This is a genomic window from Chryseobacterium sp. CH25, from assembly GCF_004119455.1.
Lineage (GTDB): Bacteria > Bacteroidota > Bacteroidia > Flavobacteriales > Weeksellaceae > Chryseobacterium.
The window spans coordinates 682,729-699,594 of the sequence record NZ_NRQT01000001.1; the positions used below are offsets into that span (position 1 = coordinate 682,729).

Genomic DNA, 16,866 nt, shown 5'->3' on the forward strand with positions numbered 1-16,866 from the left:
GTGTACTTCTTAAGCGTTTAGTAGTTTCTTACAATCACTTAAGTGTTTAAACCCTTTTGTGATTTTTGTGGTTTAAAGATTTGAAGGCTGGTTACCCTGTTTAGATTCTTACGGAATGACAAATATTACGTTAGAATTTTATCATGCCTTCTAGTCTTTTTAATCTTCAATGTTTTCCAATACTGTTTTAAGAGCATTGATAAAAAGATCCGTTTCTTCTTTTTTGATATTGAGTGCCGGAAGAATCCTTAACACTGTTTTATCGTTAGAATTTCCGGTGAAAATATGATGATCGAATAGTAAGCTTTTCCTTACTTCTGAACAGTCTCTATCGAGTTCTATTCCAATCATCAATCCTTTCCTTCGGATAGATTTAATATGTGGTAAACCTTTAATTTCATTTTCAATATACTCACCCATTTGCTGAGCATTTTCGATAAGATTTTCATCTTTCATTACATCCAGAACAGCAATTGAAGCTACACAAGCTAAGTGATTTCCTCCAAATGTTGTTCCTAGCAAACCGTTACTTGCCTGAAATTTAGGATGGATTAAAACTCCGCCAACCGGAAATCCATTTCCCATTCCTTTGGCTGTAGTAATAATATCTGCTTCAACTCCAAATTCCTGATGAGCAAAGAAATATCCGCTTCGTCCATATCCTGACTGCACTTCATCCAGAATCAGAACAGCATCATGTTTTTCACACAGTTCTTTAATTTTAGATAAAAACTCTGGTGTTGGAATCATAATTCCTCCTACTCCTTGAATTCCTTCAATAATTACTGATGAAATTTCATTTCCATGTACAGCAAAAGTTTCTTCAAGCTGCTTAATGTCATTCCATTCAGATTTGATGAATCGTTCTGAAAAGTTAACCGGAGCAACAATTTTTGGATTGTCTGTTACAGAAACTGCTGCGGATGTTCTTCCGTGGAATGATCCGGAGAAATAAAGCACTTTGCTTTTTCCATTGTGAAAAGAAGCCAGTTTTAAAGCATTTTCATTAGCTTCAGCTCCTGAATTACAAAGGAAAAGGTTATAGTCTTCATATCCTGAAAGTTTTCCCAGCTTATCAGCCAGTTCTACCTGCAATTCATTCTGAACAGAGTTAGAATAGAAAGAAATCTTCTCTAACTGTTCCTTCAGTTTGTTCTGATAATGTGGATGGTTGTGCCCAATGGAAATTACAGCATGTCCGCCGTAAAAATCAAGATACTGTTCTCCTTTATCATCCCAAAGAAAAGATCCCTGAGCTTTAATTGGATTTATGTTGAATAATGGATATACGTTGAATAAATTCATTTTTTGTTTTTTTATTTTTCTTTTGTCTTGAAACAAAAGAAACAAAAGTTCAAGACCTGGAAACTTCCGCTAAAAATTAGTTCTATTCTCTAAAAATTCTAAAACTTGCGCGAATTTGAAATCTGCCTTTCGACTTACTATTTTCCTCGCGCTTCAAACAGTAGAATTTTCTTAACGTTCATAGAAATAATTTTCTTAACGCTCCATTTTCCTAAGTCAGATTTAATTCTAGTTTTTAAAACTTATGATTGACTTATTAACTATTTAAAAGGCTATCGGTTTTAAATTCAAACCTGTATTTTCTTCCCAACCCATCGCAATGTTCATATTTTGTACTGCCTGGCCTGAAGCTCCTTTCAACAAATTGTCAATCGCTGAGTGAATAACGGCAACATTTCCACTCTTTTCAATCTGGATCACACAGCGATTGGTATTGACAACCTGCTTTAAATCAATTGCTTTTTCACTTACCGTTACAAAAGGCGCCTCTGCATAAAAATCCTGATACAATTGATAGATGTCAGAAAGTCCCAAATCTGTTTTCACCGTAGAACTTGTAAAAATCCCTCTTGCAAAATCACCTCTCCATGGAACAAAATTCAGGCTGACATTTTTATGATTAAACAAAACTATTTGCTGTAAAATTTCATCTACATGCTGATGAGTTAATGTTTTGTAAGCTGATACATTATCATTCCTCCAGGTGAAGTGTGTGGTTGCCTGTAAAGACTGACCAGCACCTGTAGAACCTGTAATTCCTGTTGTAAAAACCTCATCTAAAACTTCTTTTCCAGCCAATGGTAATAATGCCAATTGAATTGCTGTAGCAAAACACCCTGGATTCGCAATACTTTTTGAACCCGACAGTTGTTTTTTATTGATTTCCGGCAATCCATAGATAAAATTTCTGTTTTCAAAATTTCCATCCAATCGGAAGTCATTTCCTAAATCAATAACCAACGTTTCTTCTTTAACCTGATTTTGGGTTAACCAATTCTGGCTTTCTTTATGTGGAAGGCACAGAAATAGAATATCCACTTCTTCAGGTTGATCCGTCAGTACCTGCTCACAAACTGTCGTTAAATCCGGGTACAGATCAGAAATTCTTGTTCCCGAATTCGAACGACTATATAAAAAACTCAATGTCACATGGGGATGGAAAGCCAACAAGCGTATCAACTCGCTTCCTGTATAACCGTTGGCTCCGACTATTCCTACTGTCTTTTTCATACTTTAATCGATAGGACTGCGTCTTATCTTGGGGTAAATCGTTCCTTCGGAACTTTAGTTGATATTTTGGTTGATCTGATGGTATATGTTTAGAGAGTTGCTCACAATTTTTGTGTATCCTTTTACATCATCTCCCGTCCATGCTCTGTTCGCTTCTCCGTAGCTTCCGAATTTATCAGACATTAAGTCGTGATTGGATTCTATTCCGTTTAAAATAAATCTGTACGGATGAAGGGTTACAAAAACTTTTCCACTCACTGTTTTCTGTGAATCTGTTAGGAAAGACTCAATGTTTCTCATTACAGGATCTAAGAAAAGTGCTTCGTGAAGCCAGTTTCCATACCAATCTGATAATTGGGATTTCATCATTTGCTGGTATTTTGAAAGCGTATGTTTCTCCAATAAATGGTGAGCTTTGATAATCACTGAAGCTGCAGCAGCCTCAAATCCTACTCTTCCCTTAATTCCTACAATAGTATCACCAACGTGGATGTCGCGGCCAATTCCATAAGCAGAAGCCAATTCTTCTATTTTCTGAATAGCATATACAGAATGATTAAAGCTTTCTCCGTTTACTGCTACTACTTCTCCATTTTTAAACTCAATTTCCAATTCCGATGGTTGAGTTTCCTGAACCTGAGATGGAAAAGCTTCTTCCGGCAGATAATTTCTTGATGTTAAAGTCTCTTTCCCTCCTACAGACGTTCCCCAAAGCCCTTTATTTACTGAATATTGCGCTTTATGGAATTCCATTTCATACCCATGATTTTTCAAAAACTCAATTTCTTCTTCACGGGATAGAGCCATATCACGGATTGGTGTAATAATCTCAATACTTGGACACATTACCTGGAAAATCAGATCAAAACGAACCTGGTCGTTTCCAGCTCCTGTACTTCCGTGAGCAATAGCATCTGCTCCTACTTCAATAGCATATTTTGCAATTTCCTGTGCCTGAATGGTACGTTCTGCACTTACAGAAAGAGGATAGGTGTTATTTTTCAACACATTTCCGAAAATCAAATACTTCACACAAGAATTATAATAATCTTCCTGAGCATCTACGCACCTGTATTCTTTTACCCCAAGGTTTAAAGCTTTTTTCTCCAACTCTTTTTCTTCTTCTTTGGAAAAACCTCCGGTATTTACAGTAACTGCATATACATCATACCCCAGTGTTTCACTAAGATATTTTGCACAGTAGGAAGTATCTAAACCTCCACTAAACGCTAAGATGACTTTCTTGTTCATTGCTATATTTAATTTCTGGTTGTGCATTCACAACACTGTTTACTTTATTATGATCAGGCTGATTATTTACAGCCTCATTATTTTTTATATTTTCCGGAACAAACAACATCGCTGTACATAAGCAGTTTTTACGTTCCTTTTTCATTAGAATCTCGTAGTTCACACAGTTCTTACAACCACTCCAGAACTCTTCATCCTGTGTTAATTCAGAATAAATAACAGGCTTATATCCTAAATCACTGTTGATTTTCATTACCGCAAGACCTGTTGTTAAACCGAATACTTTCGCTTCCGGATATTTTTCTCTAGATAACTGGAAAACTTTATGCTTAATTTGAGTAGCCACTCCACCATGCCTGAATTTGGGAGATACAATCAATCCCGAATTGGCAACAAATTTCCCATGTGACCAGGTTTCTATATAACAGAAGCCTACCCACTCACCGTTTTCAGTAGCAACCACAGCATTGCCTTCTGAAATCTTTTTACTCAAATATTCGATGGAACGTTTTGCGATCCCCGTTCCTCTACGCTGTGCAGAATCATACATTTCCTGCTGTATTTCACTCACATACATTAGATGTTCGCATGAGGAAATTTCTATTTCCATTTATTTATCTAATTTTTTTGGCAAATTTAAAATATATTTTCTTTAAAAACCAAATTAAAAAGATATTTTTTTTGTTTTAAAAATTTAAGCAGGTAAAATTATCTTTATTCAAAATTATATATTTGCTAATTTATTATATATTTGCTAAAATAATATAGTTATGGAAAATACATGTCCTAAATGCAAGGGTAATAAAGTTGTTAAAAGCGGCATTATCAATGATAAACAAAGGTTTCACTGTAAAACCTGCAACTATTATTTTACCGTTAAAAAACTGGGAAAACAGATTGACGATTACTATGTCACCAAGGCATTACAGCTATATCTCGAAGGCTTAAGCTATCGTGAAATTGAAAGAATTATTGGCGTTTCTCATGTTACTGTAAGTTCATGGATCAAAAAATACAATATCACAAGACCACCACATTCTGAATTCCATCCTGTATATAAAATATTGAAACAAAATGAATTAATTGAATATATAGCAAAGGAAGAAAATATCAAAAATTCTGGGATTATCATCACTCAGTTTGCTGATAAGTATATGTTGATTAAGTGGGAAAGGTTTAAGAAGTAGATCGGGATACGGGGTTCGAGATACGAGTTATGGAATGCGGGATACGAGATGTAAAACAAGAACAACAAATCACTAATTATCAATAAATTAATAATGAAATAAATTCAAAACCTCGGACGATAAAACACGAAACTCGTATCTCGCAACAAATTATACCTATACTATTACCACTAATATATATTAAATTTTCGTAAATAAATTATTAATTCCAATTTGGCATTCATAAAAAACAACGCCAAAAATTGATAATTTATGAAGAAATTACTTACATTCATTGGAGTAGCCTTAATTAGCAGTTCTATGTATTCGCAAGGTTCTCCTGATTACGGCAGTGGATTAAAACTCAACCTCAATCCTGAGGGAGACAAATTCATCAGATTTATTTTATGGGATCAGCTTTGGCTAAGAAACAGTGCTATGAATCCCGGAAGCATGGTTGGAAATGAACCAACAGACAATACTTGGAGCCTGGGAAACAGACGATTACGCGCTTTAACATACGCACAGATCTCCAAAAGATATATGATTCTTCTTCATTTTGGAATCAATAACCAAACCTTCATCAATGGAGGTGCATCAGGAACCTCAGGAACAGGCGGTTACGGAAATGGAAAGAAAACCCAGATGTTTTTTCATGATGCCTGGAATGAATACGCAGTTATTTTACCTGGAGAAGCGGGAAAATTCAGTTTATCTTTAGGGGCGGGGCTTCATTATTATATGGGACTTTCCCGTATGACTATGGCATCTACTCTTAATTTTCTTACCGTAGATTCTCCGGTATTCTCCTGGCCGTTAATTGATAATTCGGATCAGTTCGGAAGACAAATTGGAATGTTCGCTAAGGGTAAATATGGAAAATTAGAATACCGTTTCAGCTTAAACAAACCTTTTGCTACAGATCTTGCTCCAGCTAATGTAACTGATCCTTCAAGAGCTGTAGCAGTAGACAATAATGGAAATCCGAGTTTCTCGAAAGCAGGATATGTTGAATATCAATTTCTTGACGAAGAATCCAATACACTACCCTTTAAAGTAGGATCTTACTTGGGAACTAAGAAAGTTTTCAATGTAGGAGCAGGATTTTATCATCAGGCAGACGGAACCCGAACTTCTGTTAATTCAAATGTCGAAAAACACGATATTACTCTTTTCGCAGTAGATGCCTTTGCAGATATTCCACTGGGAGAAGCCAAAAATAAAATGGCGGTTTCTGCTTATGCCGGATACTATAACTACAATTTCGGCCCAAACTATGTAAGAAATCTGGGAACCATGAATATTGCAGCATCTGACCCTAACTTTACAGGCAATAAAGCTATTGCAGGCCCAGGAAATCTACAACCAACCATCGGAACAGGTAATATTATCTACGCACAGGCGGGTTTACTATTACCAAGTCAGGCAGAAAAGCCAAAGATCAGAATACAACCTTTTGCAGCTTATACTCACAAAAACTTTGAGGCTTTTGATAAATCATCTTCACAGTTTGACATTGGAGCTAACTGGTTTATTGATGGACATCATGCCAAAATCACAACTCAATACTCCACAAGACCGGTTTATACCAGCCCTAGTGAAAGTCCTTCTTCAAAAGGAGAATTCATTGTACAATTCCAGATCTATTTATAATCTCAATACACTAAGGCAATAAAAATTATAAGAGGAGTTAAGTTAAGTCCTATTAAGAACAAAGCTTCTCTCCTATTCCATTTTCCATTAACATCAAAAACTAATCAATATGAGCGACAATCATCACGAAAGTTATGAAAACATGACTGACAAGCAGAAAAACCGTACCATCTGGGGTGTTATCACTGCTTCGTCACTTGGAACACTGATAGAATGGTATGACTTCTATATTTTCGGAAGTTTAGCCATCGTTTTAGCGACTAAATTTTTCCCGGCAGATAATCCGACAGCAGCATTTTTATCTACTCTGGCCACTTTTGCAGCTGGATTTGTGGTAAGACCTTTTGGAGCCCTATTCTTCGGAAGATTGGGTGATATTATCGGAAGAAAATATACTTTTCTTGTTACTTTATTGATCATGGGCTTCTCTACTTTCCTTATCGGATGTATCCCAAGCTATGAAACCATCGGATTCCTTGCACCGGTTTTGGTTTTAATCCTGAGATTATTACAAGGTCTTGCTCTTGGTGGCGAATACGGAGGCGCTGCCACTTATGTAGCAGAATATGCACAACCTCATCGCAGAGGCTACTGGACATCATGGATCCAAACTACAGCCACAGCAGGACTTTTCATCTCCCTAATTGTTATTTTGATTACAAAAACCAGTCTTTCTCCTGAAGAATTTGATGGCTGGGGCTGGAGAGTTCCTTTCTGGATTTCTATTTTAATGGTGGGCGTTTCCTACATCATCAGAAAAAACATGAAAGAATCTCCGCTTTTTGCAAAGGCGAAAAGTGAAGGAAAAACCTCTAAAAACCCTTTAAAAGAAAGCTTTGGTAATAAATTCAATTTTAAATTCGTTCTGCTTGCCCTATTTGGAGCTGCAATGGGACAAGGAGTGATCTGGTATACAGGACAATTCTATGCCATGAGCTTCATGCAGAAGGTAATGAATATCGACTCCACCCAGGTAGATTATTTAATGGCCACTGCTTTATTTTTAGGAACACCTTTCTTTGTATTCTTCGGATGGTTATCAGATAAAATAGGACGAAAAGCCGTGATGATGACCGGAATGCTGGTTGCTATTTTAGCCTACAGACCTATTTACGACAGCATGTTCAAAAGTGTCAGTCTTGAAAATAAAATAGTAGCTGTTAATGGAATTACAGAAAACAGAACTACTAAAATCCATAAAGATGTCGCTACAGACAGTCTTATTACGTTCCATAAGGAAACTCTTTTCACAGACGGAACTCTGATTAAAAAAGACAGTATCGTTCATTGGTCTCCAAGCGGCCCAGTGATGAAAGATGGAAAAGCTGAAGAACCGAAGGTTTCACAATCTGTAAAAGTGAGTGACAACACAAAATGGTATTTAGTATTCTTAGTATTCATTCAAGTTATTTTCGTAACGATGGTCTATGGCCCTATTGCAGCATTCCTTGTTGAAATGTTCCCGGTAAGAATCCGTTACACCTCAATGTCTTTACCTTATCATATCGGAAATGGTGTATTTGGTGGACTTCTTCCTGCTGTAGCTACTTACCTGGTAACTACCGGAAAAGAAGCCGGACACGCCACCTGGTATCTTGAAGGATTATGGTATCCGATCGGAGTAGCCGCAGTCTGCTTGGTTATCGGATTAATTTATCTTAAAAATAAGAACAATAATCTTCACGATTAATCACTGAATCACTCAAATTTTTATTAATTTTAAAACTACTAAAATGAACGGACTAAAAAAAATATTAGGCATACTCTGGATCGCAATTGCAGTGGTCGTAGGATATTTTGGAACTACAGTAATGGGAATTCCAAAGATCACCTCAGGAAAGCAGGAGGATCTGGTTTTTGGCATCATCATTCTTTTTGTACTGATGCCGATTATTTCAGGTGGAATGGCTGTTTTCGGGTATTATGCTTTAACAGGAGAATATTCTGACGAAAAAATATAGTTAATAATAAGAGATGAATGATAATTGATGAATGATACTGTTCATCAATTATCTTTTATCCATCATCAATTTATGAAAAAAAGACACGAACAAAAGCTGGTTATCCTGAGCATCGGACTGATGATTGCTTTCAGTATTCCTATTTCACTCCTCTTCAATAGTGAGCGGGAAATTTTCGGATATCCTATGATTCTGATCTACCTGTTTGTTGTCTGGATGGTCTCCATCATGATTTCCTTTGTAATTGTAAAAAAGCACAATGAGTAGTTTCGCTTTATTTTTTGTGGTTCTGTTTTATCTGGCTCTTCTGTTCTTAGTTGCCCACCTGGCAGAGAAGAAAAGAAGCAAATTCTGGATCAACAACCCTTATATTTATGCATTGTCGCTGGCTGTGTATTGTACTGCATGGACTTACTACGGAAGCATTGGTGTAGCTGCTACAAGCGGATTAAATTATTTACCAATTTACATTGGCCCGGCTATGATTATTCCCGCGTGGATTTATATCAATACCAGAATTGTAAGAATCGCAAGAGTTAATAAAATAAGCAGCCTTGCAGACTTTATCTCATTACGATATGGAAACAGTAGAAGTATGGGTGCTATCATCACCGTTGTTTGTCTTCTGGCAATTGTACCTTATATCGGATTACAGATTAAAGCAATCTCTGAAACTTTTCATTTGGTAACGGAAACTCCTATGTCAAAGGATATCCTGACTGATAATGCCACATTTGTTGTTATTTTAATTGCTCTGTTTTCTTCTTATTATGGAACAAGATATGTAGATGCTTCAGAAAAACGACTGGGAATTATTTCCGCAATTGCACTGGAAAGCTTTTTAAAACTATTTTTCATCATTATTCTTGGGCTTTTTGTGATCTATTATGTTTTTGATGGGTTTGATGACATCTACCAAAAAGCGAGTCATTTTAAAGATTTTAAAGCAAAAAACACGTTCAACGGCATTGAAGGAGCCATGAACTGGATGGTCTTGTGTATGATCTCTGCAACAGCCATCTGCATATTACCCCGACAGTTTCACACGGCAATTGTTGAAAACAGACAGGAAAAGCATATCAGAACCGCAATCTGGTTTTTCCCACTTTATTTACTGATCTTTACCATCTTCATTTTCCCGATTGCTTGGGGTGGAAGATTGATTTTTGATGGCGAAAAAGTAAATCCGGAGTTCTACTCTATTTTAATCCCGCAGCATTTTGACAATACTTTAATTACCGTCTTAGTTTTCCTTGGCGGATTAAGTTCATGTATTTCCATGATTATTATTTCAGCCATCACTTTATCCATCATGCTTTCAAATAACCTTATTATTCCTTACGGCTTGCTTGGAAAATTAAAATCCGAAAACGAAGTACAGAACACAAGAAGCATTACAACCATTAGAAAATTTAGCATTTTCGCTTTGATCATTATGGCTTTTGTTTTTTACAAATACTTTATTTTAAAAACATCTCTGGATTCTGTAGGATTAATCTCGTTTGTGGTGATTGCACAATTGGCACCGGCATTTTTCGGAGCTATATTCTGGAGAAGAGGAAGCTACAAAGGCGCTGTGATTGGGCTTATTGCCGGATTAGCGATCTGCTATTTCGGATTAATCATTCCACAATATTATTTCTCGTATAACCAGGAATTCAAAGGGGTTTTAAGAGATATGTATAACTCTTTCAATTTCTTCACTATTCCTTATTTAGCAAGGATTCCACAGATCTTTTTCTGGTCGATTCTGATAAATACAGGTTTATTCACTGTTATTTCAGTGAGCACCAAAGGAAATTACCGTGAAAGAAACTTTGCTGAACTGTATGTAGACATTGATAAATATATTCAGAATCATGAAAATGCTTTTATCTGGAGAGGAACCGCTTATATTTCGGACATTCAAAATATTCTGGAAAGGTTTTTAGGTAAAAATAAAACGGAACAGGCATTGAGGATTTTTAATTTAAAATATAATATCGATTCCAAAACTGAAACAGCCGATTCAAGATTCATTAAGTTTTCAGAAAACCTCCTGGCAGGAAGAATAGGAACTGCTTCTGCTAAAATCCTGATTGAAGGTGTAACTAAAGAAGATAAAATATCTCTGAAAGAAGTTTTGAACATCCTTGAAGAATCTAAAGAAAACATCAGCCTAAACAAAAAACTTACAGAACAGTCTGAAGAATTACAGAAACTTTCTGATGACCTCAGACATGCCAATGAAAACCTGATCGTTAAAGACCGTCAAAAAGATGATTTTCTGGATTCTGTTGCTCATGAATTAAGAACTCCCATCACCGCCATTCGCTCAGCAGGGGAAATTTTAGCTGATGACGATAATATTCCTTTTGAAATTAAACAGGAGTTTTTAAATAATATCATCACGGAATCCGACCGGTTAAGCGAGATCATCAACGATATCCTTTACCTTGATAAGCTTCAGCATGGAGAGATCTCATTACATATTCAGCAAAACAACATCCTTGAAACCTATAAAAAAGCACTAAGTCCTATTCTCCATCTGATCCAGCAGAAAAACATTCACTTAAGTGAAGTCAATCTCCTGAATCGGGTTATATTTGAATATGATGAAGCCAGAATGATCCAGCTTCTTCAGAATATATGGGGAAATGCCCTAAAATTCACTGATCAACAGGGAACGATACAGACTAAATTGTTTGAAAAGGAAGATCAGTTAATCATTACCATTTTCAATACCGGAAAACATATTCCTGAAGAGGATCTGGAAATGATTTTTGACAAGTTTTATCAATCAAAAAATCAAAATATTTTAAAACCTACAGGAAGCGGACTTGGCCTTGCTATTTCCAAGAAAATAATACAAGCCCATAATGGAAGTATAAAAGCTGAAAACAGTGGTCTTGGAGTAACCTTTACCATCAGCCTTCCTGATCAGATAATAAACGAGATTAAAAATGAAGTTGAACACCTTTAAAAAGCCTTTATGAAAAAGATAATCATTGCGGATGACGAACACAAAATATTAATGTCACTGGAGTACAGTTTTAAAAAGAACGGTTACGATGTCTATATCGCCCGTGACGGAACAGAAGTTCTGGATTTTTTAAAAACAATGGTTCCCGACGTTATCCTACTCGATATCATGATGCCGAATCTTGATGGTTACAGTACACTGGACATCATCAAGCAGGATGAAAATCTGAAAAATACAAAAGTGATCTTCCTGAGTGCGAAAAACAATCCGAGAGATATTGAAAAAGGCCTTGAAATGGGAGCTGATGCGTATGTAACAAAGCCCTATTCTATTAAGAAGCTGATGCAGCAGATTGAAGAGCTGTTTTAGAGAAAATCCTGGACAAGGTTTAAAACCTGGACAAGGATAAAAGAATACCAAACACACAACTATTGAATTGATATGAATACAGATATTTTATTTAAACAAAGCATAGAAGACAAAGAAAAGTTCTGGAAAGAACAGGCCGATGCAATACAATGGTTTGAATTTCCTCAACAGATTCTTTCAAAAGACGCCAACGATTATCCACAATGGTTTGCCGACGGAAAACTGAACATGTGCTACTTATGCATTGACAAGCATATTGAAGACGATTTCGGAGATCAGAATGCTATTGTTTATGATTCCCCGGTAACTGGTCAGAAGAAAATCTATACTTTCAATCAGGCCAAAGAAGAAATATCAAAATTTGCCGGCGGACTAGCTTCTTTAGGCTTAAAAAAAGGAGATACAGCAGTTATTTACATGCCTATGATTCCTCAGACTCTTTTTGCTATGCTTGCCTGTGCGAGAATTGGAGTGATTCACAATGTAGTTTTCGGTGGCTTTGCTCCTCATGAGCTAGTGGTAAGAATTGACGACTGCAAACCTAAAGTTTTAATCACAGCAACAGCAGGAATAGAAATCGCCAAAAGAATCCCTTATCTTCCATTGGTAGAAAAAGCGATTGAACTGGCTCAGGATAAAGTAGACAACATTATCGTTTACAACAGGAAACTAGTAGATAACCAGGATGAAATGTTTGATGGGCTTATTGATTATGAAGAATTGGTTGAAAAATCAACACCTGCAGACTGCATTGCAGTAGAATCCACTCACCCGCTCTACCTGCTTTATACATCCGGAACCACAGGAAAGCCTAAAGGAATTGTTCGTGATACAGGAGGTTATGCAACAGCCTTAAAGTTCTCCATGAAATATATCTATGGTATTGAACCAGGAGAAACTTATTGGGCTGCTTCCGATTTTGGATGGGCTGTTGGACACAGTTATTCTGTTTATGGACCTCTACTCAATAGAAATACAACAATTGTTTTTGAAGGAAAGCCTATCATGACACCTGATGCAGGAACTTTCTGGAGAATTATTTCTGAATATAAAGTTTCAGCTATGTTTACAGCTCCTACAGCCATCAGAGCCATTAAAAAGGAAGACCCTAACGGTGAGTTGGTTAAAAAATACGATCTGTCACATTTCAAGAAACAATTCCTTGCCGGGGAACGATGTGATGTAGCCACTTTAGACTGGTTTGCTGAACATATTGGTGTTCCGGCCATCGACCATTGGTGGCAGACAGAGTCAGGATGGCCAATGCTTGGACTGTTAACTTTTGATGAAAATTATAAAATCAAAAGAGCCTCTGCAGGGAAACCTATCCCAGGATATGATATTAAAATCTTTGATGAAAACGGATTGGAACAGGATCCGCATCACGAAGGTTACTTAGTTATAAAACTTCCGTTGCCACCAGGAGCTATGCTGGGAATATGGAAAGATTATGACCGATTTGAAAGCAGCTATTTATCACAATACAAAGGATACTATTTTTCAGGAGACGGAGCTATACAGGATGAAGATGGTTATATTTTCATTACCGGAAGAGTGGATGACGTCATCAATGTAGCCGGCCATCGGCTTTCCACATCCGAAATGGAAGAGATTGTTTCTTCACATCCTGATGTTGCAGAATGCGCTGTAGTAGGAATTGATGATGACTTAAAAGGTCAGGTTCCCTTTGCAACAGTTGTTTTAAAAAACGGAACAACCATTACCGAAGAAGAACTGGAAAAGAACATCATTCAAATGGTTCGTGAAAAGATTGGTGCTGTAGCTTTTCTAAAAAACGTTATGGTTGTCAAACGCTTACCTAAAACACGATCCGGAAAGATCTTAAGAAAGCTGATCAGAACATTGCTGGACGGAAAAGATTTTCAGATTCCATCTACGATTGATGATGAAAAAATCATTGAGGAAATTCAGGAAAAGATCAGTGAATATAGGGCCTAACCGAAAAATTAAACATATATTTAAATATCATTTTGATTTAAATTATTGCAAAACTTAAAGTCAAAAACAAACTATCAATACAATTCAAATTTCAAAAAACGAAAAGGATATGAGAAATTACTTAATAGAAGATTTACCACAATATTTTGAAGATTATAAAAAGTCTATCAAAAACCCAAAGAAATTCTGGGATAAGGTAGCCGATCAGAACTTTGTTTGGTATCAGAGATGGAGCAAGGTTGTTAAGTACGATATGAATGAAGCTAAAATTGAATGGTTCAAAAATGCCAAACTTAATATTACCAAAAACTGTCTGGACAGACATCTTGCCATAAGAGGAGACAAAACAGCCATCATCTGGGAACCGAACGACCCGAAAGAGGAAGCACAGCATATTTCATACAATGAACTATACACCCGTGTCAATAAAACAGCCAATGTTTTAAGAGATATGGGTATTGAAAAGGGAGACAGAGTCTGCATTTATCTTCCAATGATTCCTGAACTTGCGATTACCATGCTAGCGTGTGCTAAACTGGGAGCTGTTCATTCTGTTATTTTTGCCGGATTCTCTGCTTCTGCTGTATCTTCCAGAGTGAATGACTGTGAAGCCAAAATGGTGATTACATCCGATGGAAGTTACAGAGGAAATAAAGTTCTGGACCTGAAAAGTATTGTTGATGAAGCCTTGGAAAAGACTCCAACTGTTGAAAAAGTTCTGGTAGTTAAAAGAACTCACAACGAAATCAAAATGAAAGAAGACAGGGATTACTGGTTGGCTGATCTGTATGAAAAAGCTTCTGCTGATTTCGTAACCGTTATTATGGATTCTGAAGACCCTCTTTTCATTCTTTACACTTCCGGTTCTACAGGAAAACCAAAGGGAATGCTTCATACCTGCGCCGGATATATGGTGTACACAGCTTATACCTTCAAAAATGTATTCAATTATAAGGAAAACGATATTTATTGGTGCACAGCTGATATTGGCTGGATTACCGGCCACTCCTATATTCTTTACGGACCATTATTGAACGGAGCCACTACTGTCATTTTTGAAGGAGTTCCAACCTACCCTGAACCAGACCGCTTCTGGGAAGTCATTGAGAAACATAAAATTACTCAATTCTATACCGCTCCTACCGCTATCCGTTCTTTAGCCAAAGAAAGTGCAGAATGGGTAGACAAACACGACCTAAGTTCTTTAAAAGTGATTGGATCTGTAGGAGAACCTATTAACGATGAAGCATGGCATTGGTTCAACGATCACGTTGGTAAGAAAAAATGTCCGATTGTAGATACCTGGTGGCAAACCGAAACAGGCGGAATTATGATTTCACCACTTCCTTTTGTAACGCCTACCAAACCTACTTACGCTACCCTTCCTCTACCTGGAATTCAACCTGTTTTGATGGATGACAAACGTAACGAAATTACAGGTAATCAGGTAACCGGAAACCTATGTATCCGTTTTCCATGGCCAGGAATCGCAAGAACAATTTGGGGCGATCATCAAAGATATAAAGAAACTTATTTTACCGCTTTCCCTGGAAAATATTTCACGGGTGACGGCGCTCTGAGAGACGAAGTAGGTTATTACAGAATTACAGGGCGTGTAGATGATGTTATTATTGTTTCAGGACATAATCTTGGAACCGCTCCTATCGAAGACAGCATCAACCAACATCCTGCTGTTGCTGAATCTGCTATTGTAGGTTATCCTCATGACATTAAAGGAAATGCTTTATATGGTTATGTGATGCTTAAAGAAACCGGAGAAGGCCGTGATAAGGAAAATCTTAAGAAAGAAATCAATCAGCTGATTGCTGATCAGATCGGACCTATTGCCAAGCTGGATAAGATACAGTTCGTTTCGGGGCTTCCAAAAACACGTTCCGGTAAGATTATGCGTAGAATTCTTAGAAAAATTGCTGAGGGAGATTTCAGTAACTTTGGAGATATAAGCACCTTACTGAATCCTGAAATTGTAGATGAGATTAAAAACGAAAGAATTTAATTAAATTTCAAATAATAAAAAAGAGGCTATTTCGACTTTGAGATGGTCTCTTTTTTCTTTCTGTATGGATATTATTTCTTTTAAACTTTCGCAGATTTTGCAAATTTAGCAGATGTTTATGCTATAACAATAAAGGGAAATTACAGCTGTTTTTCAGAAGAATTGATGAATTTGGGAGATTCTTCACTATGCTTTGCTCCGTTCAGAACAACAGAAGGCAAAATATTATCCGGTAATTATTAAATCTGCTTGATCTGCTACATCTGCATGAGGCATCAATTAATCGAAATCAGAAAATTAGAGTTAATTTACAGGAAAGTGTCAGATCCACTCATATGAGCAGGACTGATGAATTTACTACTACCCCATAGGTTTTAAAAAAAAATTGACAATTTCACAAAATCAAACATCCGTTCAATAGATATTTTCAAACATTTTAACATTACATTATAGATAAAATATTAATAGATGATTTTTTTTGCCTTTACATTAAAAAAATAAGAAATTTTTATTATCTTTAATACAACTTTAAAACCCATTAATTATGTCAAATATATTAGCTGGGCTATTTGAGCACCATAGCGATTACAAAAAGCTTGAGAGTGATCTGGAAAATTCAGGGATTCCTAGTTCCGATTACATTGTATATCTTAACAGTGAAGCGAGTAACGCCCAATACCTGGCAAGTGTGGCGGTAAAGGACAGTAGCCAGGCGGATAGTGCCCGGAGCATTTTTGCACAAAATGCAGTTATTAAAACTTATTTATTCGAAAATATGAGCATCGATCAGGCTAATTATGAAACCATTAAAAGATATATCGATGCCAGAAACAGGGCTGAAATCCATAATAGTCCCGATATTAAAATTAAAACCGCAAGTGACGGTATGAATTCAGAGGTGAAATTCTAATCAATATAAAACTTAATAACCGGAAATCCGTAGTGCGTACTACGGATTTTTTATGTTTGAAAAAAGTAAAATTTTTCGTATTT

Annotated in this window: 14 protein-coding genes; 10 read left to right on the forward strand and 4 right to left on the reverse strand. The window is 36.5% G+C overall.

Features of this window, described 5'->3' with window-relative positions; translation table 11 throughout:
* Positions 1 to 159: 159 nt before the first annotated feature.
* From BOQ64_RS03040 to BOQ64_RS03055, 4 genes are all read right to left on the reverse strand, one after another.
* Positions 160 to 1,305 (reverse strand): aspartate aminotransferase family protein, encoded by a 1,146-nt coding sequence (locus BOQ64_RS03040; RefSeq protein WP_129056141.1) that lies wholly within the window; start codon positions 1,303 to 1,305, stop codon positions 160 to 162.
* Between the two features lie 264 nt (positions 1,306 to 1,569).
* Positions 1,570 to 2,535 carry an N-acetyl-gamma-glutamyl-phosphate reductase gene (gene argC, locus BOQ64_RS03045; protein ID WP_129059631.1) on the reverse strand — a complete coding sequence of 322 codons (966 nt, stop codon included), beginning with the start codon at positions 2,533 to 2,535 and terminating at the stop codon, positions 1,570 to 1,572.
* A gap of 54 nt (positions 2,536 to 2,589) precedes the next feature.
* Positions 2,590 to 3,786 carry an argininosuccinate synthase gene (gene argG / locus BOQ64_RS03050; protein WP_129056139.1) on the reverse strand — a complete coding sequence of 399 codons (1,197 nt, stop codon included), beginning with the start codon at positions 3,784 to 3,786 and terminating at the stop codon, positions 2,590 to 2,592.
* Positions 3,758 to 4,396, reverse strand: a complete 639-nt coding sequence (locus tag BOQ64_RS03055) for a GNAT family N-acetyltransferase (RefSeq protein WP_068942750.1) — start codon at positions 4,394 to 4,396, stop codon at positions 3,758 to 3,760. The genes argG and BOQ64_RS03055 overlap by 29 nt, the downstream gene beginning before the upstream one ends.
* Before the next feature lie 160 nt (positions 4,397 to 4,556).
* On the opposite strand from BOQ64_RS03055, the gene BOQ64_RS03060 reads away from it, so the two are divergent.
* The 10 genes from BOQ64_RS03060 to BOQ64_RS03105 all read left to right on the forward strand — a co-directional run bounded on the left by BOQ64_RS03060 (position 4,557) and on the right by BOQ64_RS03105 (position 16,783).
* Complete coding sequence (locus BOQ64_RS03060; protein ID WP_129056136.1) at positions 4,557 to 4,973, forward strand: helix-turn-helix domain-containing protein; 417 nt, start codon at positions 4,557 to 4,559, stop codon at positions 4,971 to 4,973.
* Between the two features lie 252 nt (positions 4,974 to 5,225).
* On the forward strand, positions 5,226 to 6,605 hold the full coding sequence (locus BOQ64_RS03065; RefSeq protein WP_129056134.1) for a porin: 1,380 nt from the start codon (positions 5,226 to 5,228) through the stop codon (positions 6,603 to 6,605).
* 109 nt (positions 6,606 to 6,714) lie between these two features.
* On the forward strand, positions 6,715 to 8,295 hold the full coding sequence (locus BOQ64_RS03070; protein ID WP_129056132.1) for an MFS transporter: 1,581 nt from the start codon (positions 6,715 to 6,717) through the stop codon (positions 8,293 to 8,295).
* Positions 8,296 to 8,338: 43 nt separating this feature from the next.
* The gene (locus BOQ64_RS03075) at positions 8,339 to 8,566 is read left to right on the forward strand and encodes a DUF6814 family protein (protein WP_129056130.1); all 228 of its coding nucleotides are present in this window, start codon (positions 8,339 to 8,341) and stop codon (positions 8,564 to 8,566) included.
* Positions 8,567 to 8,638: 72 nt separating this feature from the next.
* Complete coding sequence (locus tag BOQ64_RS03080) at positions 8,639 to 8,833, forward strand: hypothetical protein (protein WP_129056128.1); 195 nt, start codon at positions 8,639 to 8,641, stop codon at positions 8,831 to 8,833.
* Complete coding sequence (locus tag BOQ64_RS03085) at positions 8,826 to 11,528, forward strand: ATP-binding protein (RefSeq protein ID WP_129056127.1); 2,703 nt, start codon at positions 8,826 to 8,828, stop codon at positions 11,526 to 11,528. Before BOQ64_RS03080 ends, BOQ64_RS03085 begins: the two co-directional genes overlap by 8 nt.
* 9 nt (positions 11,529 to 11,537) lie before the next feature.
* Positions 11,538 to 11,897, forward strand: coding sequence for a response regulator transcription factor (locus tag BOQ64_RS03090; protein ID WP_129056125.1), 360 nt, complete (start codon positions 11,538 to 11,540; stop codon positions 11,895 to 11,897).
* Positions 11,898 to 11,969: 72 nt separating this feature from the next.
* The gene (locus BOQ64_RS03095; protein ID WP_129056124.1) at positions 11,970 to 13,856 is read left to right on the forward strand and encodes an AMP-binding protein; all 1,887 of its coding nucleotides are present in this window, start codon (positions 11,970 to 11,972) and stop codon (positions 13,854 to 13,856) included.
* A gap of 88 nt (positions 13,857 to 13,944) precedes the next feature.
* The gene (acs, locus tag BOQ64_RS03100; protein WP_228448206.1) at positions 13,945 to 15,873 is read left to right on the forward strand and encodes an acetate--CoA ligase; all 1,929 of its coding nucleotides are present in this window, start codon (positions 13,945 to 13,947) and stop codon (positions 15,871 to 15,873) included.
* A 544-nt stretch (positions 15,874 to 16,417) separates the two neighbouring features.
* Entirely contained in the window at positions 16,418 to 16,783 is a 366-nt protein-coding gene (locus BOQ64_RS03105) for a hypothetical protein (protein WP_129056122.1), read from the forward strand.
* The last annotated feature ends 83 nt before the right edge of the window (positions 16,784 to 16,866 follow it).

Bases quoted from the DNA above. Each gene is read 5' to 3' on its own strand.
- BOQ64_RS03040 (WP_129056141.1), bottom strand. From the start codon at position 1,305: ATGAATTTATTCAACGTATATCCATTATTCAACATAAATCCAATTAAA.
- argC (WP_129059631.1), bottom strand. From the start codon at position 2,535: ATGAAAAAGACAGTAGGAATAGTCGGAGCCAACGGTTATACAGGAAGC.
- argG (WP_129056139.1), bottom strand. From the start codon at position 3,786: ATGAACAAGAAAGTCATCTTAGCGTTTAGTGGAGGTTTAGATACTTCC.
- BOQ64_RS03055 (WP_068942750.1), bottom strand. From the start codon at position 4,396: ATGGAAATAGAAATTTCCTCATGCGAACATCTAATGTATGTGAGTGAA.
- BOQ64_RS03060 (WP_129056136.1), top strand. From the start codon at position 4,557: ATGGAAAATACATGTCCTAAATGCAAGGGTAATAAAGTTGTTAAAAGC.
- BOQ64_RS03065 (WP_129056134.1), top strand. From the start codon at position 5,226: ATGAAGAAATTACTTACATTCATTGGAGTAGCCTTAATTAGCAGTTCT.
- BOQ64_RS03070 (WP_129056132.1), top strand. From the start codon at position 6,715: ATGAGCGACAATCATCACGAAAGTTATGAAAACATGACTGACAAGCAG.
- BOQ64_RS03075 (WP_129056130.1), top strand. From the start codon at position 8,339: ATGAACGGACTAAAAAAAATATTAGGCATACTCTGGATCGCAATTGCA.
- BOQ64_RS03080 (WP_129056128.1), top strand. From the start codon at position 8,639: ATGAAAAAAAGACACGAACAAAAGCTGGTTATCCTGAGCATCGGACTG.
- BOQ64_RS03085 (WP_129056127.1), top strand. From the start codon at position 8,826: ATGAGTAGTTTCGCTTTATTTTTTGTGGTTCTGTTTTATCTGGCTCTT.
- BOQ64_RS03090 (WP_129056125.1), top strand. From the start codon at position 11,538: ATGAAAAAGATAATCATTGCGGATGACGAACACAAAATATTAATGTCA.
- BOQ64_RS03095 (WP_129056124.1), top strand. From the start codon at position 11,970: ATGAATACAGATATTTTATTTAAACAAAGCATAGAAGACAAAGAAAAG.
- BOQ64_RS03105 (WP_129056122.1), top strand. From the start codon at position 16,418: ATGTCAAATATATTAGCTGGGCTATTTGAGCACCATAGCGATTACAAA.